Consider the following 21,179-nt stretch of genomic DNA (forward strand, 5'->3'; position numbering starts at 1 on the left):
CTAAGAGTGCACTTATTATTCTCCTTATCAAGCTCTAGTATTTAAGAAAAAGCGTCTGGGAAGCTAAAAAGAGATTTTTGCCGCAGAAGGAATCTTGCCTAAAATCTTCGCGGTGGCCTTCTCCACTTTGGCGCGGTCAGAGGCGTTGGTGTAGACCCGCAGAATATTCATGAAGCCCTTGAGGGTTTCGAAGATTTTGGAGCTTTCGCTGAGCCGCTGCAGCTTCTTCTCGCCTGCCTGCCGCGTGAAGGCTGGGATCTCCATCGACTCCATCAAAACGGCATGGTGATAGGGCACCGAGGGAACCGTGGGCACATCGATTATGACCGATGAGAGTTCGACGCCTGCTTCCCGTGCGATTTCGGCTCGCACCTGGTTACGGTAGGATTCGCGGCCAAAGAGGTTAGAGATCATCGCGTCCTTCTCGTAGAAGGTCCGCTCGTAGGCGCATTTGAGCATGCGGCGGTTCTCGAGGTTGCTGATGACTTCGTTGGAGGCTTTGCATTTCTTAAGCGCCGCCCAAACCGTGTAGTCATCCAGCTGCATATACTCCTCGGGCGTGTTAAACGCGGTTAAGCCGAGTTCGCTGTTGGCTTTATCCATGGCGTCGGCAAGCATAATTTGGGCTGCGCGTCCGACTCGGTGGAAGTAGATGCTTTTGAAGGATTCGATGCGGGCAATCATGAACGCCTCAAGCGCCGAGAGGGCGCCGAGTTCAACGGCGAGGTTCTCGCCCAAAACATCGAGGGCGTGGATGAGGCGGTACACGTCGATGAAGCCGTATTCGGCGCCGGTGTGGTAGGTATCGCGGACGATGAAGTCCTGCTTGTCCACGTCGACGGCGCTGCTGATGATTTGATCCAGAAACGCGCGGTCCTTCCGATGCAGCTTGCCCACCGCTAGCCCCGCCACTTCCTTTGGGTTGTAGCCGAGTTTCTCAAGTTTGTCGGCTAGCAGGCTGTTCTCGATTATCCATGCCGTGAGGTCCTCGTGGGTTTTGTCAAGGTCCTTGATGAGGAGATGCTCAAAAACGTGGCTGAAGGGTCCGTGTCCGCAGTCATGGAGCAACGCGGAGAGGCGGCACATGTTTACTTCTTCGTCGCAGACCACCCGCGAGATGTTAGGGTTCTCTAGCACCTGCCCCGCCAGGTACATGACGCCCAGGCTATGCTCGAAGCGGGTGTGGTTGGCACCGGGGTACACGTATTCGCTGCCCGCTAGCTGCCGCAGTCGCCGAAGCCGCTGCATGGGGTAGGTGTCGATGATTTGTTTCTCCTCATCCGTTATGTAGACGTAGCCGTGGACGGGGTCTTTGATTTCTCCCCAGTAAGCTTTAGGCACAAGTGGTCGCCTCAATGACAGGTTATATTTATGTATCTCCAATTAATGTGTAACGCATGCAGGCAGGGTTGACTGGATTGGTTAAGAAGGGCGTTTTCCTGGTTATTGAGGGATTGGATGGAAGCGGCAAAACCACCCAAGCCACGCTATTGGCGGAGAAACTGATTGAGAAATATGCGGTGTGGTTAACGGCGGAGCCCAGCCGCGGCAAAATCGGCACCTTCATACGTGACTGCTGCCTCTACGAGCAAACCCGCTTGCCCACCGAAGCTGAGGCTCTGCTTTTCGCGGCTGACCGCATCGAACACATGTACAGCGAAATCAAACCCGCCCTCGACGCGGGCAAACTGGTCATATGCGACCGCTACGTCTACTCCACACTCGCCTACCAAGGCAGCGCGGGACTTAGCCTTGACTGGATAAAAACCACCAACGCCCGAGCGCTCCAACCGGACTTCTCAATATTCATCGATGTGCCGCCCCAGCGGGTGATAGAGCGGCTGCAACGCAAAAAATCCGTCATGGAAACCCTTGAGACACAGCAGAAAGTCCGCGAAGTCTACCTCAAATACGTGGAGAAAGGCGAGCTTATCCGAATCGATGGCGACCGCGAGAAGACGGCTGTGGCAGATGAACTCTACAGGCGGGTTTGTGAGTTGCTGACGCCCCTTGCGGGGTACCTTTGCCCCGTTAAACACTGATTTTAATGGACTGGGGCTTGGTTGAGGCTGATATGCATGTACCCCTCTATGGTCTGTTCATAGAGTTTCTAATAGGCGGCAAATAGAGCATGCAAGAATTAAAAAAATTTAGAAGAGGGGGAAGGGTTAGTCTTCTCGCCACTTAAACAGCTTCACGGCCAACACGAAGATAACCGCTGTTATAACCGCGATAACCGCAAGGTCCACAACTGCGCCCAGGTAGTTCTGGTACACCATGACGTTGTTTAGGCCCTCCACGATGTAGTAGAGCGGCAGTATATGCGCGAAGGCCTGCAGGTACTCGGGCATAAACGCGATTGGGAAGAAGGTGCCTGACAGGAACATCATGGGGAAAGTCACGATGTTGCCGATGACGCCTGCGGTCTCGGGGTTCTTGGTTACTGTTCCAACCAGCATTCCAAGGGAAGCAAACAGCATGGGGCCAAGGATAAGGAAGGGTATAAGCCAAGCTGTCAAAGTGATGTTGGCGCCGAACACAAAGATGCCTACAGCCGCCATAAGCAGAAACGCCATCGAAGACAAAACGATGTACCACATGATCTTTGCAGTTAACCACTCGATTTTGGTCAGCGGCGTTAAAGAGAGCTGCTTGAAGAGCTTGTTCTTCTTGTAGTTGGAGGATATCTCAACCAGCGAAAACATGGGATTCACCAGTATGGCAAAGCCGATTAAGCCGGGCACAAGGAAGTCAATGTAGTTTTCCTGCGAACCCACATTCTTTTGATTTACAGAAATTATTGCGCTGCCATTGTATGCTTGGATGTTGAATTCATTGTTTATGGCGCCAACTACTCCCAGCACTGTGCCGCCGGTGCTTCCGGAGGGGTTGGTGTAGACGGTGACGTTCACGGGTTGATGCGTAATGTAGGCTTCGGAGAATTCCTCGGGGATAATCATCCCGTTTTCAATGGAATTTTTAGACATGTACTCCGTGAAGTTCTCGGAATTATCAACCGTGACTACCTTGAGGGTTCCAGTGGAGTTTATGGCTTTCAGATACGTCGTTGAAAAATTCATAAACTGAGTCGGAGCCACCTCTAAGCCGCTGTCTTTATTCTGCACGTAAACCGTGATTGATCCGCCGCTGCCTTCCGAAAAGATGGCGCCAAAGATCAAAATCAGAATAACCGGAAAGATTAATCCGAAGAATAACCCGAATTTGTTTCTTAGGTATCCTCGGCTGAAAACTTTGAAGTCTGATACGATTCTTCTTCCACTAACCATTCTAGAACAACCCCTTCTTCTTTGCTTTCTGTTCCACAGCAACATCGCCCTGCTCGCCGGCTGGTTCACTGACCAGCTTTACGAATACATCATCGAGGCTATCTTGGCGCGTCTGGATTTGTCCCCAATCCAGCCCTGACTGCTCAGCAGCCGCCAACGCCGCAAGGGCATCGATTTTCTTTTTTAGCGGTATTACGATTTCTCCTTTGGTTTTGTCATAGTCTACCTGCAGCTCCGTGTTTGCTTTGATGTAGGCAGCGAGTTTTTCGTTTCCTTTGATTTCGAGGCGTTCACCTGAACCGTGTTTCTGGATGATTTCGCCTGTAGTGCCCATGGCAACGATACGTCCGTGATCCATGATGGCGACGCGGTCGCTGAGCTGCTGTGCCTCGTCAAGGTAATGAGTGGTTAAGATGATGGTTTTGCCCTTTGCTTTGAGGTTCCTTATGACATCCCAGATGGCGCGGCGCGCGTTGGGGTCTAAACCCGTGGTGGGTTCATCTAAAAAGAGCAACTCCGGGGAATTCACAAGCGAGAGCGCCAACCCTGTTTTGCGTTTCTGTCCACCTGAGAGGTCCTCAAAGAAGGTCTTTTTTGATTCTTCAAGCAACACATCTTTTAGGATTTCGTCGGGGTCCACTTTGACGTTGAAGAGGTCCGCATAGTAGAGTATGGCTTCTCTAGGCGTGGTTTTCTCAAGGAAAGTGAATTCCTGGGGGATGACGCCTATTTGCTTGTGCAATTGGTAGCCTTTTCTCCAGGGGTCAAGGCCAAGGACTTTTACGTCTCCGCCGTCGCGTTCACGCAGCCCCTCCATGATTTCGATGGTGGTGGTTTTGCCTGCGCCGTTGGGGCCTAAAAGCCCAAAGACTTCTCCCTGCTTTACGTTAAAGGAGATGCCGTCTACGGCTTTTAGGCTGCCATAGTTTTTGCGAAGCGCGGATACTTCAATGGGTAACATGATGATTCCTCAATTTATTTTTGGAAGGCAGTTCCAGTTTAGGTATTGAAGGTAGAGATATAACTTTCGGCTATAGACGCAATAACTGGTTGCTTGAGTCTATATCCCTGGGTTACAGGTTTGCTTCTCTTAGCATTCTGCGTTTGGAATCTTTGTTGGCTTCAGCCACCAAAAACTCAACCAAATCCTCCGGAGAAAGATAGCGGGGACCCCGCTCATGCGCCACCTGAACCTCCAAGCTGCCCTTCCCAAAAACCAGCCTTAGCATGTAGTAATCAAACTTCAACGGCGCCCGCGCCTCCCCGCAGCCCCGGTAGTAGCGTATGGCACAGAAACAATCCAGCTCGCCCACACGCGTCTTATCTAGAACCTGCAGTGCCATCTCCACTTCTGATTGGTCAATAAAGGTAAAGTTGCCTCCGTCAGCGAGCCCGAACTCAAAAATCACCCAGCCCTCGGGCACCGTGGGTACAGAAACCTCCTCGAAACGGAATTCCCGCTTGTTCACCTCGCCTAAAACTGTGATGAGGCGCTGCTGAAGCTGCCTGGTGGAGGCGGTTGAGAGGTAATTTTGGATAAAGTGGATGTTGGGGGGGAAATTGCTGTAGATGCCCAGCGTCAAGGCCGATTTAAGCCTTCATCTTCTTGATTTTCTCGACGCTGTTTAGCAGTTCGCTGAGGGCAACGGTGAGCTTTTGGAGTTCGTCGATGTCGTCGGTTTTCTCGATTTTCTCCTGCAGCTGAGCTATCTTGCCGTTTAAGGTGGCCTCCAGCTTAGTGTAGGCGCCGCTGGGCTGCGCTGCGGGCTTTGGAGGCTCATCTCCCTCTTTGACGATTATGACTTTTTTTTCGTCTTTGCCGCACCAGAGTGAGCCATCTTGGAGGCGGAACAGCGGCGAGTTGCAGGCAGGGCAGGAAAGGTCGGTTAAAGTGGCTCCCTGCCGCAGAAGCTCAGCCATACGCTTGATTGAGGTGCTCTCTTTGTCTTGTTGCATTTTGAAACCCCAAACGTAAATACGTATAAATACATATATAACTTGATTACTGCCAACATGGAGTAAAAGGGGAAGAATCTATGGTGCGAAAAAAGAAATCAGAGGAGTATGAAGCAAAGATCAATCAAGCCCTCACAGTGCTTGGCGAGGTTTCAGAGGACAGCACGACACCGCGCAACATCCGCCGCAGCGCCAAAGACGCCATGAACGCCCTGCAGGGCACCGAGTACACGCCTGCCGTGAAGGCCTCAAACGCCGTTGCGTTGCTGGATGAGATTCTGCAGGACCCCAACATGCCGCCCTACACAAGGGTGAAGCTCTGGAACGTTATGAGCTTCATAGAAGCCATAAAAGATTAGCCAGCCTCCGCACTTCCTTATTTTATCGTTGTTTTTCGATTTTGGTTCAAGCAACTCATAAATAGCATGCTGGGGCTAGCTAGGATATGTTATACCAAAAGATTCTTGTTCCAATCGACGGTTCCGCATGCTGCCGCGGAGCACTAAGCGAAGCAGTCAAGATCTCCAAGGTCACAGGCGACGTAATCACTCTTCTCCATGCCTACGATTCAGAGGCGCCCAACGTAATGTCCTCCAACGAGGCTTTCCGTGAATCACTGCTAGAGGACGGCAGAAAGGTGGTGGCTGAAGCCAAAAAAATCGCTGAAGCCGAGGGCATCAAAGTCGAGGCGTTGCTGGTTTCAGGCGACGCAGCGGGTCAGATAGTTAAAACAGCTAAGGAAGGCAGCTTTGAATTGATTGTTATCGGCGCGCGGGGACGCAGCAAACTGTCGGGGCTCATTTTAGGCAGCGTAAGCCAAGATGTGATAAAGAGAGCCCACTGCCCCGTGCTGGTCACCAAGTAGTAATCCTTTATTCCTCATTTGTTTTACCTTAACAATATCTATCTGCTTGCTAAAATAATTCTGATTTTAAAAATAAAAAAAGAAAGAGATTGTTTTGTTTATGGGCGTTTTCTTAGCAGCAATAGTGCCATTAAGGCAAAGCCGATTATGATTGCAACGATTATTCCAGCGATTGCGGGGAGGAAGTAGGTTTCTGAAAGCAGTGCAGGTGGCGCTGTTGGTTGAGTTGTTGGTTCAGCGGCTGCGTCGACTACGAAGGCTGTCTGCGCGCATGATGGATAGTACGAGTTTGTTCCTGCGAAGCTAGCGATAACGGTGTATTTTCCGGGGATGTCAGGTTTCCATTCAAGGTTGTAGGCGCCGGTGGCATCGCTGATTGCAGTGCCAACGTTGCGGTAGTTGCCGTTTGCATCTAAGACATCGATTGTGACTGGAACACCAACTGTGCTCATGGGTAGCTCGAATTGCTTATAGACATGCAGCATCCATTCGCTTTGGCTTTCGTCAGAGACTGCGGGAACGCCATTGGGGAAACGCATGGTTATAGCAAGGTCTTTGGTGCCGGGGGATACGTCCATTACGGTGCCGCTAATCATCAAGGATGAACCAGATGGAACACCCATGTTTGGTGCAGTGACGGTAAGAGCGCTTGGGCCTTTACCAACAGCGTAAACGCGCTGGTCATAAGTATCCATAGTCACCATTATGCTGTCACCGATGATGCCGCGTCCGCCCCAGCGGGTCTGTCGGAATAAGCCATCAGCAGTCCAGATTTCTTCGCCGGTTGTTGCGTTTAGGCAGATGAAGGGTGCGCCGCGTGGTCTGGGGTTCATAGGCGAGTGCTCTGTGTGGCCAAGGTAAATTTTGTCATCAGTGATGAACACTGGCTTTAGCCACCATGTGTCTTGGAATAGGTACTCAGTGTATTTCTGTTTAGCTTCGTAAGTCCAAAGGAGCTCGCCTGTTTTGACATCATAGCAGTATGCTATTCCGCCAACGCTTGCAACGTAGAGTTTACCGTAAGCAATGTTCCTAACGTCTGCAGCTGAGTCGTCGATGGCGTCTAAGTAATGTGTTGGTTCAGTGGGACCCCAAAGGAATTTGCCTGTTTCAAGATCAAACGCGAAGTGCTCTGTGGTTTCTTTTACCATGAGTACACCGACGTGGTCTTCTTGACTCCACGCTACCCATCCGCCGCTAAAGCCGCTGATGGTTACTTCGTCCTCAGCCCATGATTTAGGAGGAGTCCAAGTTGTGTTGTAGAGTAGACGACCTTCTGTTCCTGGTTCTAAGCTGAAAGCCCACAGTCTAACTGCTGATCTATCTGAAGCTATCTGTGCGCCGACAACACGGTCGTTCATCCAGAATGCGGTGATGCTACCTGGCAAGGTTCCTGTTGGTGTCGTTATGTTGATGTACGATGTTTTTTGAGCAGTGGTGTTACCGGTCCAGCCTCCAGCGTCTAGCGTTTTATACAGAATACCTGTGCCCCAGCCGCCACCTTGCTGGTATCCACTACCAGACATGGTTCCTAAAGCTGTCATGTTCCAAATGCGCAGTAGATTTTGGTTTGCAGTGTATTGATAGCGATAGATCCAACCGTTTTCGTCGACAACAGTAGTTCCGGCAGGGACGTTGTTTATCGTAAACACCCATTGTGCAGTTAGGGGATCATATGCATACCAAGTGGTGCCAACGCTTACCCATAGGTATGAGTAGACGCCGTGGTGGTTGTAACCTTCCCAGCGTAGTACTTGACCCATGGTAATTGATCGGTTGTCAAGGAAAGTCGTTGTCCAGAGGTGTTCTCCAGTGTGAATATTATAAGCAGAATATTCCAGTGGACGTGCACTAGTGTGGTGTGTATAGATGACAACGCCAGATACGACGAAGCGGCTAGTCCATTTGCCTTCATATGCATCGCCTGAACTGAACGCGTCGTCGCCGGTTTCTCCGCCTGCAATGCCTCCTACTGTTAACGGCTGTGTCCATAGAATGTGTGCACTATCAGGTGCTGCAGAGTTGTATGGAACAAACTTGTTATCTGGAGTGGCTACTAGCCAGCTTCCTCCCATTGTGTTCCATTCCCTGAGTTGAGCATCGATTGGTCGGCTCCAGTATTCAGATGGAAGTGGATGCCCCGGATAGAGGGGTATTGGCTCTTCTGTCACTACAAGGATTACTGGTGGGCTATACCCTTCACGCACTATTGTGCCTGCGGTCATGCTTTGTCCGACTTTGCTGCTTGTTGTTACTTGCTCGGGGAAATGTGCCTGTAAAGTGTAATTACCAGCTTCTGTGGGTATGAATACGCCGCCGGTTCCGCCGGTGGAGTCTGTTTTGTATGGTCCAAGCGTTGAGTTGTGACCGTCTGGCCAAGTGACAGTTACAGTTATGCCTTCCCAGCCCATTTGGACGGACTGCAGTGCATGTGGACTTCCAATGTGAAGCAATAGTTCCTGGTTGACGCCTATTGGGTTATTGATGACGCCAAGGTAGACGTAGCTTGGTCTGCTTGGCGGGTCTTCTTGTGCTATAGTGTTTGGCAGTGCAAAAACTGATACAGTCATCGTTATTACCAGTATTAAAGCGATAGTTAGTGTCGTAGTTTTGTTTTTTAACATTTGTTTTTCACTTTTCTCCTATCAGTATACACTCAAAACTGAGTGTATTACAAATAAATTATAGATATCACTATTTAACGATTGCTGAAATAAAAGAAAACCGACTACCCACTTACCCACCAGACAACCTGCTAAAAACCTATTTTACATAGTTAGGGTAAACCAAAAAACATCCAAGCTGCGTGCCAAACCCAAAAAACTGCTCGACACAAATCAGTTTCAAGCGCCAAAGAACACATTTTATCTGGCGCGCTTCCGCTTGTCGGGTCTCACATTAACTCTTTGTTTTGTTTGTATGCGGCTGCACAGTGGACACAGCAAAACGCTCTCTCGACGCCGCCGATTGTTTCGCGGTAGGCGCCCTCGTAGACTTTACATCCGCAGTGGGAGCACACGTCGAGGCTGGGGGCAATGGCTATGGAAACCAATTCTGCGAAGCGCCTGAAGAGTCCGGTGCAGAGTCCGCGTCCCGCCTCGGTTAGCTGGAAGATTTTTCGTTCTTTCTCGCCGACCATCTCTGCGGTGTGGCTGACGAGGCCTTTTTCTTCGAGTTGCTGCAGAAAAGGGTAGACTAGGCTGGGGCTGATTTCTTTTTTGACGCGTCGTTTGAATTGGCTGATGATGCTGTATCCGTGGGCGGGGCCTTCGTAGAGTATGGTGAGTATGTAGAAGCGGCTGAAGTCGCTGATGAGGTCGTCGATGCCGTTGGATTGGGGGCTTTGAGTCATTTTTGGTCAATGTTTAGGGGTGCTTTGCGGTTATAAATGTTTATTAGATATATCTCAAGAATACACATGGCGGCTGAGAAAGCCATGAACATCTGCCATTACAAGTGTCTACGCCAAAAAACAGAAGCCTGCTGCACAAAAACCAAAACAACAACGCTAACCCAACCCTCTGTCTCTGTAACAGAAGTCGAGTTGCTTGAAATGCAACCAGGCGGCTACAGTCCACTACACAGCCACAGAGCCCAACACACAATTCTTGTCCTCCAAGGAGAAGGCGCAGTCTTCGGCGGAGAAAAAACCTTCCCTATCCAAGCAGACGAAGTGGTTACGATAACCCAAAATGAACAACATCAAATCAGAAACATAGGGAAAACAGCCCTTAAACTTCTCCTTGTAACCTCGCAGTCAAAACAATAACCTGATGTTTCCCAAGCGATAGGGCACTAACAAATATATGCGACCCTTGACATGTAATTCAGGGTTCCAGAGGGAAAAATCCTTTGAAATATGACGTCATCATCGTGGGCGCAGGCCCCGCAGGCATCTTCTCAGCGTTAGAATTAACCCAAAACACCAACCTAAACGTCCTAGTTATCGATCGGGGCAACGACATCGACAAACGCAAATGCCCCAGTAGCCGAGGCTTTGAATGCGTCCACTGCGAGCCATGCAACGTCCTTAACGGTTGGGGCGGAGCAGGCGCCTACAGCGACGGCAAACTTACCTTATCCACCGAAGTCGGCGGCTGGCTAAACCAGTATGTCTCCACCAAAGAGCTAGACAAGCTAGTTAAGTACTGCGATGAAATCTACATCCGATTCGGAGCCAGCAAAGAAGTATTCGGCACCCCAAACGAGGCAGTGGACGAAATCGAACGCAAAGCCAGCCTCGCCGGTCTTAAACTGATTAAACAGGAAGTCCGCCACATGGGCACTGACCGATGCCTAGACGTCTTAAAAGAGATGCGTAACTTCCTCGACGACCGAATCACCTTTCTACCCAAAACCGAAGTTAAGGGACTCATCGCCGAAAACCACACCATATTGGGCGTGGAAACCGTCGGCGGCGAGAAAATCATGGGCAAATACGTTATCATCGCGCCGGGCAGAAGCGGCGCCGAGTGGCTGCAGACGGAAGCTCAGGTCCGCGGACTCAAAACCGTCAACAACCCCGTTGACATCGGCGTACGCGTAGAGCTGCTCGCGTCAGTTATGGAGAATCTCACCAAAATCCTCTATGAACCCAAACTCGTCTATTTCTCACGCAGCTTCGATGACCAGGTCCGCACCTTCTGTGTGTCACCGCATGGCGAAGTCACCACCGAATCCTACGATGGCGTCTTAACCGTCAACGGCGGCAGCCACGCGGAAACCAAAACCCACAACACCAACTTCGCTATCCTGGTAAGCACACAGTTCACTGAGCCCTTCAAAGAACCCATCGCCTATGGCAAATACATCGCTCGGCTCAGCAACCTCTTAAGCGGCGGCGTCATGGTGCAGCGCCTCGGCGACCTCAACCATGGCAGACGCAGCACCCCCGAACGCATAAGCCACAGCGTGCTGACTCCCAGCCTCAAAAACGCCACCCCAGGCGACCTCAGCTTCGTGTTGCCCTACCGCTACCTCACCGACATCCGCGAGATGCTTGAGGCCCTTGACAAAATCGCCCCAGGCGTTGCTTCCCCCGAAACCCTGCTCTACGGCGTCGAAGTCAAATTCTACAGCAGTCACCTTCAGCTTAGCAACTGCTTGGAAACCAAAATCGAGAACATGTTCACCATCGGCGACGGCGCAGGCGTCACCCGCGGACTCATCCAGGCCAGCGCCTCAGGCGTCATCGTGGCGCGTGAAATTCTTAAGCGAGAAAACTTGTTGAAGGAATAAATGCATGGCTATGGCACAGAACATCCGATGTTCCCACTGCGGCGCCCCCGTCGATTTCACCCCTGGAGAACTGGTTGCCTCATGCAAGTACTGCGGCTTCACCACCGTCATCGAGACGGGGCAAGCCTTCAATTTTGAACACTCAATTCTTCTAAACAGGTACAGCCCCGAGCAGATGGAGGGGTTGATTCGGGATTGGATGCGTTCAGGCTTCATGAAACCCGGCGACTTAGCCAAGAAATCCAAGATCTTTGAGAAAAATCTGGTTTACCTGCCGTTTTGGGTGGTTAGCTGTGAAGCATCCACCAAGTACAAGGGCATCTTTGAACGCATTGCCCCCCCGATTGTTAAAGAAGGCGAAATCAAGAAGAAATATGACTGGCTGGTTCTGGCTAGGCAAGCCTCAGATTTCCCAACCCAAGCCTACGACATCCCATTGGAGGGCAAAATACCCTATGACTTCCGCAAAATCGAGGGCTACGCCAAAGTCCTCAACAGCGAAATCGAGCGGGAACAGGCAACCGAATTAGCCCGCCAACAAATCGATACGCACCACCGCTTCCTGCTCCAAGAAGACATCGACCGCGTCATAGAAGCCACCACAACCTTGACGCCTAAGCAGATGGTCTATCTGCATGCACCCATCTGGTTTATCCGCTATGAATACAAAGGCAAAAACTACCAGATGCTGATAGGCGGCGCCAAAGGCATAGTGATCAAAGGCGACATACCCAACACTCGCTTTTAGCTGCTCTTTGATAATCTTTAAAAGCGACCGGTTTTTATATCGAGATGAATGCATGGGAGGATTTGGTAAATGAGCGAAAACAAAGATGTATATGCAGAAGCGAAAAGCCAAATGAGGCTTTCCGAGAAAATCGCCGCGGCTCTTCCGGGTTTCCGAGGATATAAAGAGAAGGAGCTCCGCCGCGAATCAGACAAACTTATCCGTAACCACCTTGCCCTTAAACTAAGCAAAGACAAGGATACGGTCCGCAGTATCGCGCAGCGTATAGCCGATAAACGCTATCTTGACGTGTTAGCTGACATCGACCGCTTAAACGCCAAGATGGACCGCATCACCGAAAAAGTCAACCACGCATCCTATGGCTACTCAGGCTTCTTTGACATAGTCAAAATCAAGGAGGCAAACCTTGACCAGATGATAGCCTACGACAACCGTCTCCTCGACTACGTTAACGCCCTTGGCAGCGAAATCGACGGCTTCAAAGCCGCGTTGCTAGCGGGGGACTACACGAACCTTAAGGATAAAATCCAAAGCGTCACCGACAAGTTTGAGTTGCTCGAAGACGCCTTTGATAAACGACAAGAAGTCATCATGGGAGTGCATGCATAATGCCGCAGGTAATTGAATGGACAAACGTCGGCGCCGAAGACATCCTCTGGCGTTACCCCACCGAAGACATCACATGGGGCGCTCAGCTAATCGTACATGAATATGAGATGGCGGTGTTCTTCCGCGACGGCAAAGCCTATGACGTCTTTGGAGCGGGACGCCACACCTTAACCACCCTGAATCTGCCCCTAATCACTGGGTTACTGACGAGGCTAGCGGGTTTCGGTGGCAACAAACCCTTCAAAGCCACCGTGCTCTTCATCAGCACCAAAATCTTCGCAGGCAAATGGGGCACCCGCGCGCAGACCACCGAGCTTGCTCCTCTGCAGGTCTATGGGCAATTCTGGTTTAAAGTCGGCGACGCCTCGCTCTTCGTCAACGAAGTGGTAGGCGGCCAACATGCCTTCACCACCGAGGGCGTCAACAGCTTCCTACGGGGCTTCCTTAACGAGAAAATCATCGATGAACTCAGCCACTACGACCTTGTCTCAGTCTTCACACGCCTCGACGAAACCAGCGTCATCGTCAAAAACACGCTCATCGACTACTTCAAACGCGTCGGCATAGAACTCACCGACATGCGCTTCGAGGGCATAGACACCACACCCGAGTACCGTGAACGCCTCTTCTGGCTAAAAACAGGCAACACCGCCGCCGGCGACGTGCTACGCATGGAAACCGTGAAGAGTGCAGCGGCAAGCCTTGGGCAGGGCGGAGGCGGAGCAGGCGCATTGGGCGCAGGCATGGTGCTTATACCGCAGGTCATGAACCAGATGGGCACGCCCCAGGCGGCACCGGTGGCGGCGCTGGTTATCTGTCCTAAATGCAGCGAAAAAGTGCCCGCTACCAGCAAGTTCTGCCCCAACTGCGGAACCAACCTCACACCACCCAGCCAACAAGCCATGACGTGTCCCAAATGCGGCAAATCCATCCCCGCCAACAGCAAATTCTGCCCTGAATGCGGACAAAAAATCGAGTAGGCGGCCCAACCATGAGCGAGAGCAACCGCAACCTCTTAACAATCGGCGTCGTCATCCTCACCTTCGTAGTAGCCATCCTGCTCTACGCGGCAGGGCTGATTGATTGGACGCTAATTGTGCCTGTGGTTCTGCTGCTTTCGGGTCTCTGGCTGCTAGCGCTGGGCGCGATGCGGATGGGCAAACCCGTCATGTATGAGCGCACCGCGTTTAGCACCGCCGCCCTGGGCTTAGTCGCCATCGCCGTAGGCGGGGCATGGGCGCTGTTTAGCGTCAACTGGCTTTACTCAGTGGTCGTGATACTGCTGGTTGTTGCCGCATTAGCCATCATAGCCGCACTAAAACGCAAATAATCTCGGTTGAGCCCTTTTTTGGCTCTAAACATTTTTTTATATCTCTGCATTCTGTGTTTGGCTGAAGGAACGCTGTTATGAGTGAAGAAATCGTCGGTCACGGCACATGGTACGATCTGATGGCAAAAAAAGTCATCGAGCGAGAACAAACCCTAAAGCGGGACATGAGCGTGGTCCGCACCGAAATGGGCTTGGGCGCCTCGGGTTTTCCCCACATCGGCAGCCTAGGCGACGCCACACGCAGCTACGCCGTCACGTTGGCCCTCAAAGACCAGGGCGTCAACTCGGAGCTTGTGGCTTACTGCGACGACAAAGACGGCTTACGCAAAGTCCCCGCTGGCATGTCTAAGGATATGGAGAAGTGGCTTGGCTACTCCGTTTCAAGCATCCCCGACTCGTTCGGCTGCCATGAAAGCTATGGTAAACATATGAGCAGCCTGCTTTTGGAAGCTCTCGAAAAATGCGGAATAGAATACAAGTATTACTCAGCTAACGAAGTCTACAAAAAAGGGTTGCTGCTAAACGAAATCCGGACCCTGCTCACAAACGCCAAACAAGTCGGCGAAATCGTCAAAGAGGAAGTGGGACAGGAAACCTACACTGAGGTTCTGCCGTTCTTCGCGGTCTGCGAAAACTGTGGTCACCTCTACACTACCCGCGCATACAAATTTGACCCTAAAACAGACAAAGTCACCTACAAATGCGAGGGCCTAGAAATCCGCGGAAAAAAAATTGCTGGATGCGGCCACGAAGGTGAAGTCGACATCAAAAGCGGCGAAGGCAAACTCACATGGAAAAGCGAATTTGCAGCACGCTGGCGGGCGCTGGATATCCGCTTTGAAGCCTACGGCAAAGACATCGCTGACTCCGTGCGCATAAACGACCGCATCTGCCGCGAAGTCCTCAAGTTTGAGCCGCCTAGCCACGCCAAATACGAGATGTTCCTCGATAAAGGCGGCAGAAAAATCAGCAAATCCGCCGGCAACGTTTTCACGCCGCAGGTGTGGTTTAACTATGGTTCGCCGCAGTCGCTGTTGCTTTTGATGCTTAAGCGCTTTGTGGGCACCCGCAGCCTCGACGTCTCAGACATCCCCGCCTACATGAACGAGCTTGACTACATGGAGGAAGTCTATTTTGGCAGAAAGCAGGTGGGCGAGAAAGAGAAAATGCGCCTAAGAGGCCTGTTTGAGTACTGCTATCTCCTAAATCCCCCCGCCAAGCCCAGCCTACATGTCCCCTACAACCTGCTAACTTTCCTTGTCAAGATGGCACCCAAAGAATCCCAAAGCGATTACATCACCGAGAAGCTTCAAAGCTACGGCTACCTCCAGAAGGATCAGGGCATAGACGCGGGGCTGCAGCAGCGCATAGACTACGCCCTGAATTGGACACGGGACTTCGACGAAATCACCGAAACCGAAGTGGAACTCTCCGAAGACGAAAAGAAAGCGGTAACCGCGCTGGTTGCCAAACTGCAAACCGACCTCGACGCAGACGCCATCCAGAACGCCATATTCACCTCAGCCAAGGACAGCGGCATAAAACCCGGCAACTTCTTTAAGGTGCTCTATCAGATCCTGATGGGTGCGCCTCAGGGGCCACGGCTTGGACCATATGTGCTTGCCATGGGCAAACAGAACGTGGTTGCGGCGTTGGAGCGGGCGCTAAAACGCAGTTAGCCACCGCGGAATTTCTCCCCTTTTTGAACCCTATTGCTTAGCGCAGGTTGCTTTACCAAAAAACTTTACTTGTTTCCCTCTCTACATTATAGTGGTTGGCGTTTTTAGAATCTGGTTGAATTGTCAGAAAACCGGAAGGTAAAACCAAAGAAACACATCGATGAGGTTGACGATAGAGAAGCCGCCTCCATTAACTCTTCTCCACCCTGCGCTAGCGCCCTAACCAAGCAGAGGCTTGAAGAAATCCTCGAGAACGTCTTATCCGCCATCGTGGTCTTCGAAAGCGATAACGGAAAAATAGTTTACGCCAACCACCAAGCCGTCGAGATTTATGGAGGCAACCCCTGCGGCATCACTCTTGTGCAGCTTGCAGAGAAACTCGACATCCGCTTTCAGAATGGTAAACGTTGCCCTGCCGAGGAACTCTTTGCCTACCGCGCACTAATGGGGCAGCCATCTCAGGGGACCCTTGTCACCATAGCTCGGCCAGACGGGCGCTATTTCATCGTTAACGTAATCGTAAGACCGCTTTTTGGTGAGGCTGGCGCAGTAGAGTATGCCCTGGTTATACTGTTGGATGTCACTGACGCCGTTAAAGCTGAGAGGGCGCTTAAGGAAAGCGAGAAACGCCTCAGGATGGCCCAGAAAATCGCACAGTTAGGCAGCTGGGAATACAACATCAAAGAGGACCGGGCGGTCTGGTCTGAGGAGCTCTTTAGGATTTTTGGGCTCCCCATTAGAGAGTTTGGCCCTAACTTTGTGGAATACTTCACATACATTCACCCCGATGATCGCCAGAAGCTTAAGGCAAGATTGCTTAAAGGCAGCTTACTGGAACCAATCAGTTTTGACTACCGCATTATACGGCAAGATGGCGCCGTGCGGTATATCCATACAGATCAGGCGGTACGCGAATACGCTCAAGACGGAAGCCCCTTAAGAGTCATGGGTATCGAACAGGATATAACCGAGCGCAAACAGATCGAGGATAAGCTTCAGCAGTACGCTAAAAACCTCGAGCACCTTGTGGATGAACGCACGCAGCAGCTTAAGGATGCGGAGCGGTTGGCGGCGATTGGGCAGACCGCAGGCATGATTGGGCATGATATCCGAAATCCATTGCAAGCCATCGTGGGGGAGCTGTATTTGATGTCGCAGACCGTGGATGAATCTGCGGGCGGCCCATGCAAACAGGAGTTGCAGGAGGGCCTAGGCGCCATCCAAGAGCAAATCGAGTACATGAACAAAATCATCGCTGACCTGCAGGATTTCACTCGTCCCCTCAAGCCGGAGCTATCTGAAGTTGACCTCTGCAAGATGCTGCCTCACCTGGTGCTCACGGTAAAAATCCCCGGCAACATTGAAGCATTCGCCAAATGTGACCTTGAGCTGCCTAAACTTAGGCTGGATCCCACGCTGCTAAAACGCATACTTGTTAACTTGGTGACTAACGCTGTGCAGGCTATGCCTAACGGAGGCAAATTAACCCTGAGAGCCACCCGCCAAGACGGGGGCGTCGCCATCACCGTGCAGGACACAGGCGTAGGGATCCCCGATGAGGTTAAGCCACGGATTTTTCAGCCGCTTATGACGACGAAGTCGAAGGGACAGGGGTTTGGGTTGGCGGTGGTTAAGCGGCTGGTGGAGGCGCAGGGAGGCACCATAAGCTTTGAGAGCCAAGCCGGCGTAGGCACCCAATTCAAAATAATCTTCCCAAAGCAACTGGATTAACTCTGCTTTCTGGCACCACTATTCTTAAGTTGGAGAGCAAAGTATTTACTATTCTGCCCCCAGAATTGGAGGCACATGACAGGTTGGGCCTGTTGTATAGTACGGATTATTACACCGGCCTGCGGAGCCGGAGATCGAGGGTTCAAATCCCTCCGGGCCCGCCAATCTAATTTTAGAAATTCATTCTATCCATACTTGTTTTAGTTTATAAAAAATAATCAAAAAATTTATTAAACTAATCTGTGAGCATTGATTTACTGAAGATGTGATTTAATTGAGTCACCAGTTGGAAAGCTATCGGCATTTCCTGCTCCCCCAAGAAACGCTGCTTTTCTGGACAGAAGCCGCAAGGCTTGAACCTCATGGCACCGCCAATTTGGCACAGGCACGTGTGCTCACTTATGAAGCCGGCATGTACGCGGGAAAAGATATCACCACTATGAAAACCATGACTGGTCGTCAAGGCGGTCAGAGGCTGGCGGGTACACTCATGCTTACCGACAAGAGACTGTTACTTGTTCAACTCAGCACGTTGATTACGGGAAGAATAATTTTATGTGAAGTGATTTTTGATTCCGTCCTAGCAAAGAATCTTTTAGCGGTTTTCACAGAAAGAAACTATGGATTTATCCAGAAATTCTATCAAGGTGGCCTTCTAAAACAAATGAAGATGACCTACACCATCACGTCAAACGGGCCTGCAATGACGATGCAGGTGCTATCAGGCGTTTCAGCGGCTAAAACCATGCTTGGTATGCCAAGAGTAGAAATTGTGGTCTCCGAACTCTGGCTTTTCGCGGGTGATAAGAAGAAAGATTTAGCGCCTCAACCGATCAAAATGGTCACAAGTACCAACTACACAATGCATATTGTGCATCCTTGGAACATAATGGAGGGCGCCATGGCTTTTGTAGATTGGCCTTGGGCAGCAGCGATGGCAGTGAAACACAGGTCAAAAACTGAGGAGTATAATCCAATCATAGATATTGTAAATGCTAAGGTACCCGCTATGATGGAGCTAATAAATGAAATGAGCCGACCTCTTCCGCCTCCTCCTTAAATGGTAGATTAGAAATTTTGCGCTGCTCTGATGGTGGGAGTTAACAAGCAGTATGCAAGCCGCCTTGCCGTTTGATACTAAGATGAGATATTTTGCATAAACCCATAGAAGGGGCAATAAGATAGCTTTGAGACGTTAAATCTAGACCGCCAATTTCCCAAAGTAATAATTTCGACTGCGGGGCTGCCACTGGTCCTCAAGAAAAAGCCTGTTGATTATAGCTCAGCCTGTCGGGAAATCCATTACTCCCCCGATTTTAATCGCCAAACGTAATAAGTATCTCTTAATTCAAATTTTTTCTTTTTTATGGAGTCTATACGCTTGATTGATTATGGAATTTTCAAAATAGAATAAATAGAAACTTTTAAAAATAAAATTAGGTTATTATTAAGAATGTGAAATATATGATGCCAAACAAAAGTTATATCTTAGTAATTCTTGGCTTGATGCTTTTGCTTATTTATTCTGCTAGTTATGTTCAAGGAGCGTATTCTCCGACACTATCTTCACCTGCTCAAACCGAAACTACAGTCACCTTACAGTGGACAAAATCAGATGATTGGATTTTTAGTAAATATGAAACCTTTTATTCTACATCAGTAAATGGACCGTGGAAAAGTTTTTGGAGTACCGATAGCAAAGACCAAACGTCTACCTTTATTGGTGGATTAATTCCTAACACCGATTACTATTTTAAAGTTGAAGACTCTGGTTCTCTAGTTGGAACAACCCCGTCCAATACCTTGCAAGTAAGGACTAAAGCTAATCCTGCCCTTGAAATAACCTCTAACACGTTAACTACAGCAAGCTTAAGGTGGATTGTTTACAATACATATTCTTCTTCGGTACCCTTCAAAAGCTATACAATACAAATGAGAACACAAGGAAGCTCATGGTCAATACTCACCACATCAACCGATGCTACACAGAATACCTATACAGTAACTGGTCTATGTCCAGGCACCTATGAATTTCAAATTATAGACAAGGTAGGAAACAACGGACAGTATTCCGCTAACTCAAATGTTGCGACGTTAGTAATCCCGGAACCAACACCGGAACCCACAAGTGCGCCTTTAATAAGTGAACAATGGATGGTATCCCCAGTGATAATAGGGGCGATAATATTCATTATTGCCTTGGTCTTGATTGTTGTTGCTGCCCTATTAATTACTCGAAGAAGGAAGTAATAACAAAGGTACCAAACCGAAGGGCCACAAACACCAATATTACTTTTTTTAAGAAGCGTACTTGCTTACGGTTTTTCGGTTGGTTTTCTCCTAGATTTTATTTAAAAACTGTAATAGCCATCCTTTTTTTGGAAACCTTTTTCTGGACACCGAAGCCACCAGCAGTACATTCACCGCTATCAGGTAGGCGGGGAACGCCAGCGCCGAGAAGCTCCAGGTTGCGGCGACAAGAAAACTCGTTGCCGGCGCCACTGCGCCGACGAGGTATGGCCAGATGGATTCGGTTTGGGGGCTGCGTCTGGCTTTGGTGAGGGTGGGCACGGCGGCTAATGCGTCGCTTAATATGGCAAAGACGATGGCGAGGTTGGCTTGCGCGGTTACAAACCAGAGGACAAGCGCTAGCCCCGAGAGGGCAGCGCAGATGTAGTCGAAGCGGGCGGATTTCCAGTAGGCTTTTTTGGTGAAGAAGGAAGCGGTGAAGATGAGGAAAGGCGAGAATCCCGACATGAAAACTGGCACCACTGCTAGTCCTACTCCGCTTGAGAGGGAGGCGGCGGTGGCTATGAAGGGCGCCACTGACCACATGAACCAGGTTACCCTGTTAGGCATGGTTTGGCCGCGGAACATGCTGCGGATGTAGGCTAAGGCGGCAAGCAGCGAGGCGAAGGCTGCCACAAACACGAGATAGTCAAGCATACATACTCATGTTGGCAGCACAGATATTTTAACCAAAACCACCAAAAACCCTCCCGCTTCACCCGCAAACAGCTTTTAGCAGCCCCAGCCAATAGTTCCTCCATGTCAACCAGCATCAGAGACGACACTTTCATGGCCCAGTTCAAATGTCCCCATGGCATCCAGGGACGCGAAGTTGCAGCGTTAATGAACCGCGAACACGACGCCCTGACAGAGTGGGGTTTAGGCCACGTTAGGGTGGGGGCTGGCTTTTCGGTTTTGGATGTGGGCTGCGGAGGCGGCAACACCCTAAGTAAACTGGCGCAGCTCGCCTGCAGAGGCTGGGCGGTGGGGCTGGATTGCTCAAGAGACATGGTGGAATATTCCAGGCAAAATAACCAAGCGCACACAGTGGATGGTAGGATGGGGTTTTTGCGGGGTTCGGTGGAGAAGCTGGGTTTTTCAAGCGGCACCTTTGACCTTGTGACGGCTGTGGAAACATATTATTTCTGGGGCAACCTGACGGATGCCTTTGGGGAGCTGTACCGCGTGCTTAAGGGGGGCGGCTGCCTGCTTTTGGTGAATGAGATGATAAAGGACGGCAGATACGAAGTCGAGCATGCCCAAACCATCAAGAGAGCGCATGTGCATCTTGAATCGCCAAGCGACCTGACGGCGCAGCTGCAACAGGCTGGGTTCAGTGAGGTTGAAATCTTCTTGAAGGCGCAGACGCCCTGGAACACGCTTGTAGCCCATAAGGAATAAGCAGGCTTCGACGCTGTAGCTTCCGCTGCCAAATTTGATGCTTGCT

At 50.5% G+C, this 21,179-nt stretch carries 22 protein-coding genes and 1 tRNA gene; 15 read left to right on the forward strand and 8 right to left on the reverse strand.

Annotated features, from left to right (window positions below):
* Positions 1–63: 63 nt before the first annotated feature.
* Positions 64–1,341, reverse strand: a complete 1,278-nt coding sequence (locus NWE93_08745; GenBank protein ID MCW4000315.1) for an HD domain-containing protein — start codon at positions 1,339–1,341, stop codon at positions 64–66.
* Positions 1,342–1,397: 56 nt separating this feature from the next.
* On the opposite strand from NWE93_08745, the gene tmk reads away from it, so the two are divergent.
* Positions 1,398–2,042 carry a dTMP kinase gene (gene tmk, locus NWE93_08750; GenBank protein MCW4000316.1) on the forward strand — a complete coding sequence of 215 codons (645 nt, stop codon included), beginning with the start codon at positions 1,398–1,400 and terminating at the stop codon, positions 2,040–2,042.
* Positions 2,043–2,168: 126 nt separating this feature from the next.
* Here the strand turns inward: tmk and NWE93_08755 are convergent, their stop codons facing one another.
* From NWE93_08755 to NWE93_08770, 4 genes are all read right to left on the reverse strand, one after another.
* Positions 2,169–3,287, reverse strand: a complete 1,119-nt coding sequence (locus NWE93_08755; protein ID MCW4000317.1) for an ABC transporter permease — start codon at positions 3,285–3,287, stop codon at positions 2,169–2,171.
* Between the two features lies 1 nt (position 3,288).
* Positions 3,289–4,248, reverse strand: a complete 960-nt coding sequence (locus NWE93_08760; protein MCW4000318.1) for an ABC transporter ATP-binding protein — start codon at positions 4,246–4,248, stop codon at positions 3,289–3,291.
* A gap of 112 nt (positions 4,249–4,360) precedes the next feature.
* Positions 4,361–4,870 carry a hypothetical protein gene (locus NWE93_08765; protein MCW4000319.1) on the reverse strand — a complete coding sequence of 170 codons (510 nt, stop codon included), beginning with the start codon at positions 4,868–4,870 and terminating at the stop codon, positions 4,361–4,363.
* A 7-nt stretch (positions 4,871–4,877) separates the two neighbouring features.
* The gene (locus tag NWE93_08770; protein MCW4000320.1) at positions 4,878–5,243 is read right to left on the reverse strand and encodes a hypothetical protein; all 366 of its coding nucleotides are present in this window, start codon (positions 5,241–5,243) and stop codon (positions 4,878–4,880) included.
* Positions 5,244–5,323: 80 nt separating this feature from the next.
* Between NWE93_08770 and NWE93_08775 the strand changes: the two genes are divergently transcribed.
* Entirely contained in the window at positions 5,324–5,602 is a 279-nt protein-coding gene (locus tag NWE93_08775; GenBank protein ID MCW4000321.1) for a UPF0147 family protein, read from the forward strand.
* Positions 5,603–5,688: 86 nt separating this feature from the next.
* A complete protein-coding gene (locus NWE93_08780) occupies positions 5,689–6,108 on the forward strand; it encodes a universal stress protein (protein MCW4000322.1) in 420 nt (139 codons plus the stop codon).
* Positions 6,109–6,206: 98 nt separating this feature from the next.
* On the opposite strand, the gene NWE93_08785 is transcribed toward NWE93_08780, so the two are convergent.
* Complete coding sequence (locus NWE93_08785) at positions 6,207–8,678, reverse strand: PQQ-binding-like beta-propeller repeat protein (GenBank protein MCW4000323.1); 2,472 nt, start codon at positions 8,676–8,678, stop codon at positions 6,207–6,209.
* Positions 8,679–9,001: 323 nt separating this feature from the next.
* Positions 9,002–9,460 (reverse strand): PadR family transcriptional regulator, encoded by a 459-nt coding sequence (locus tag NWE93_08790; GenBank protein MCW4000324.1) that lies wholly within the window; start codon positions 9,458–9,460, stop codon positions 9,002–9,004.
* A gap of 66 nt (positions 9,461–9,526) precedes the next feature.
* Between NWE93_08790 and NWE93_08795 the strand changes: the two genes are divergently transcribed.
* From NWE93_08795 to NWE93_08845, 11 genes are all read left to right on the forward strand, one after another.
* The gene (locus tag NWE93_08795) at positions 9,527–9,877 is read left to right on the forward strand and encodes a cupin domain-containing protein (protein ID MCW4000325.1); all 351 of its coding nucleotides are present in this window, start codon (positions 9,527–9,529) and stop codon (positions 9,875–9,877) included.
* An 83-nt stretch (positions 9,878–9,960) separates the two neighbouring features.
* Complete coding sequence (locus tag NWE93_08800) at positions 9,961–11,346, forward strand: NAD(P)/FAD-dependent oxidoreductase (GenBank protein ID MCW4000326.1); 1,386 nt, start codon at positions 9,961–9,963, stop codon at positions 11,344–11,346.
* A gap of 10 nt (positions 11,347–11,356) precedes the next feature.
* Entirely contained in the window at positions 11,357–12,094 is a 738-nt protein-coding gene (locus NWE93_08805) for a hypothetical protein (protein ID MCW4000327.1), read from the forward strand.
* 69 nt (positions 12,095–12,163) lie between these two features.
* The gene (locus NWE93_08810) at positions 12,164–12,703 is read left to right on the forward strand and encodes a hypothetical protein (protein ID MCW4000328.1); all 540 of its coding nucleotides are present in this window, start codon (positions 12,164–12,166) and stop codon (positions 12,701–12,703) included.
* Positions 12,703–13,683 carry an SPFH domain-containing protein gene (locus NWE93_08815; protein MCW4000329.1) on the forward strand — a complete coding sequence of 327 codons (981 nt, stop codon included), beginning with the start codon at positions 12,703–12,705 and terminating at the stop codon, positions 13,681–13,683. The genes NWE93_08810 and NWE93_08815 overlap by 1 nt, the downstream gene beginning before the upstream one ends.
* 11 nt (positions 13,684–13,694) lie before the next feature.
* Positions 13,695–14,033 carry a hypothetical protein gene (locus NWE93_08820; GenBank protein MCW4000330.1) on the forward strand — a complete coding sequence of 113 codons (339 nt, stop codon included), beginning with the start codon at positions 13,695–13,697 and terminating at the stop codon, positions 14,031–14,033.
* Positions 14,034–14,110: 77 nt separating this feature from the next.
* Positions 14,111–15,712, forward strand: coding sequence for a lysine--tRNA ligase (lysS, locus tag NWE93_08825; protein ID MCW4000331.1), 1,602 nt, complete (start codon positions 14,111–14,113; stop codon positions 15,710–15,712).
* A gap of 120 nt (positions 15,713–15,832) precedes the next feature.
* Positions 15,833–17,443, forward strand: coding sequence for an ATP-binding protein (locus NWE93_08830; protein MCW4000332.1), 1,611 nt, complete (start codon positions 15,833–15,835; stop codon positions 17,441–17,443).
* 85 nt (positions 17,444–17,528) lie between these two features.
* Positions 17,529–17,607 (forward strand) — tRNA-Arg (locus tag NWE93_08835).
* Between the two features lie 110 nt (positions 17,608–17,717).
* Positions 17,718–18,503 (forward strand): hypothetical protein, encoded by a 786-nt coding sequence (locus NWE93_08840; protein ID MCW4000333.1) that lies wholly within the window; start codon positions 17,718–17,720, stop codon positions 18,501–18,503.
* A 404-nt stretch (positions 18,504–18,907) separates the two neighbouring features.
* Complete coding sequence (locus NWE93_08845; GenBank protein ID MCW4000334.1) at positions 18,908–19,693, forward strand: fibronectin type III domain-containing protein; 786 nt, start codon at positions 18,908–18,910, stop codon at positions 19,691–19,693.
* 90 nt (positions 19,694–19,783) lie between these two features.
* Here NWE93_08845 and NWE93_08850 read toward each other — a convergent pair whose 3' ends face one another.
* Positions 19,784–20,389 (reverse strand): hypothetical protein, encoded by a 606-nt coding sequence (locus NWE93_08850; protein MCW4000335.1) that lies wholly within the window; start codon positions 20,387–20,389, stop codon positions 19,784–19,786.
* Positions 20,390–20,491: 102 nt separating this feature from the next.
* Between NWE93_08850 and NWE93_08855 the strand changes: the two genes are divergently transcribed.
* Positions 20,492–21,133 (forward strand): class I SAM-dependent methyltransferase, encoded by a 642-nt coding sequence (locus NWE93_08855; GenBank protein MCW4000336.1) that lies wholly within the window; start codon positions 20,492–20,494, stop codon positions 21,131–21,133.
* The last annotated feature ends 46 nt before the right edge of the window (positions 21,134–21,179 follow it).

The organism is Candidatus Bathyarchaeota archaeon (assembly GCA_026014735.1).
Lineage (GTDB): Archaea > Thermoproteota > Bathyarchaeia > Bathyarchaeales > Bathycorpusculaceae > Bathycorpusculum.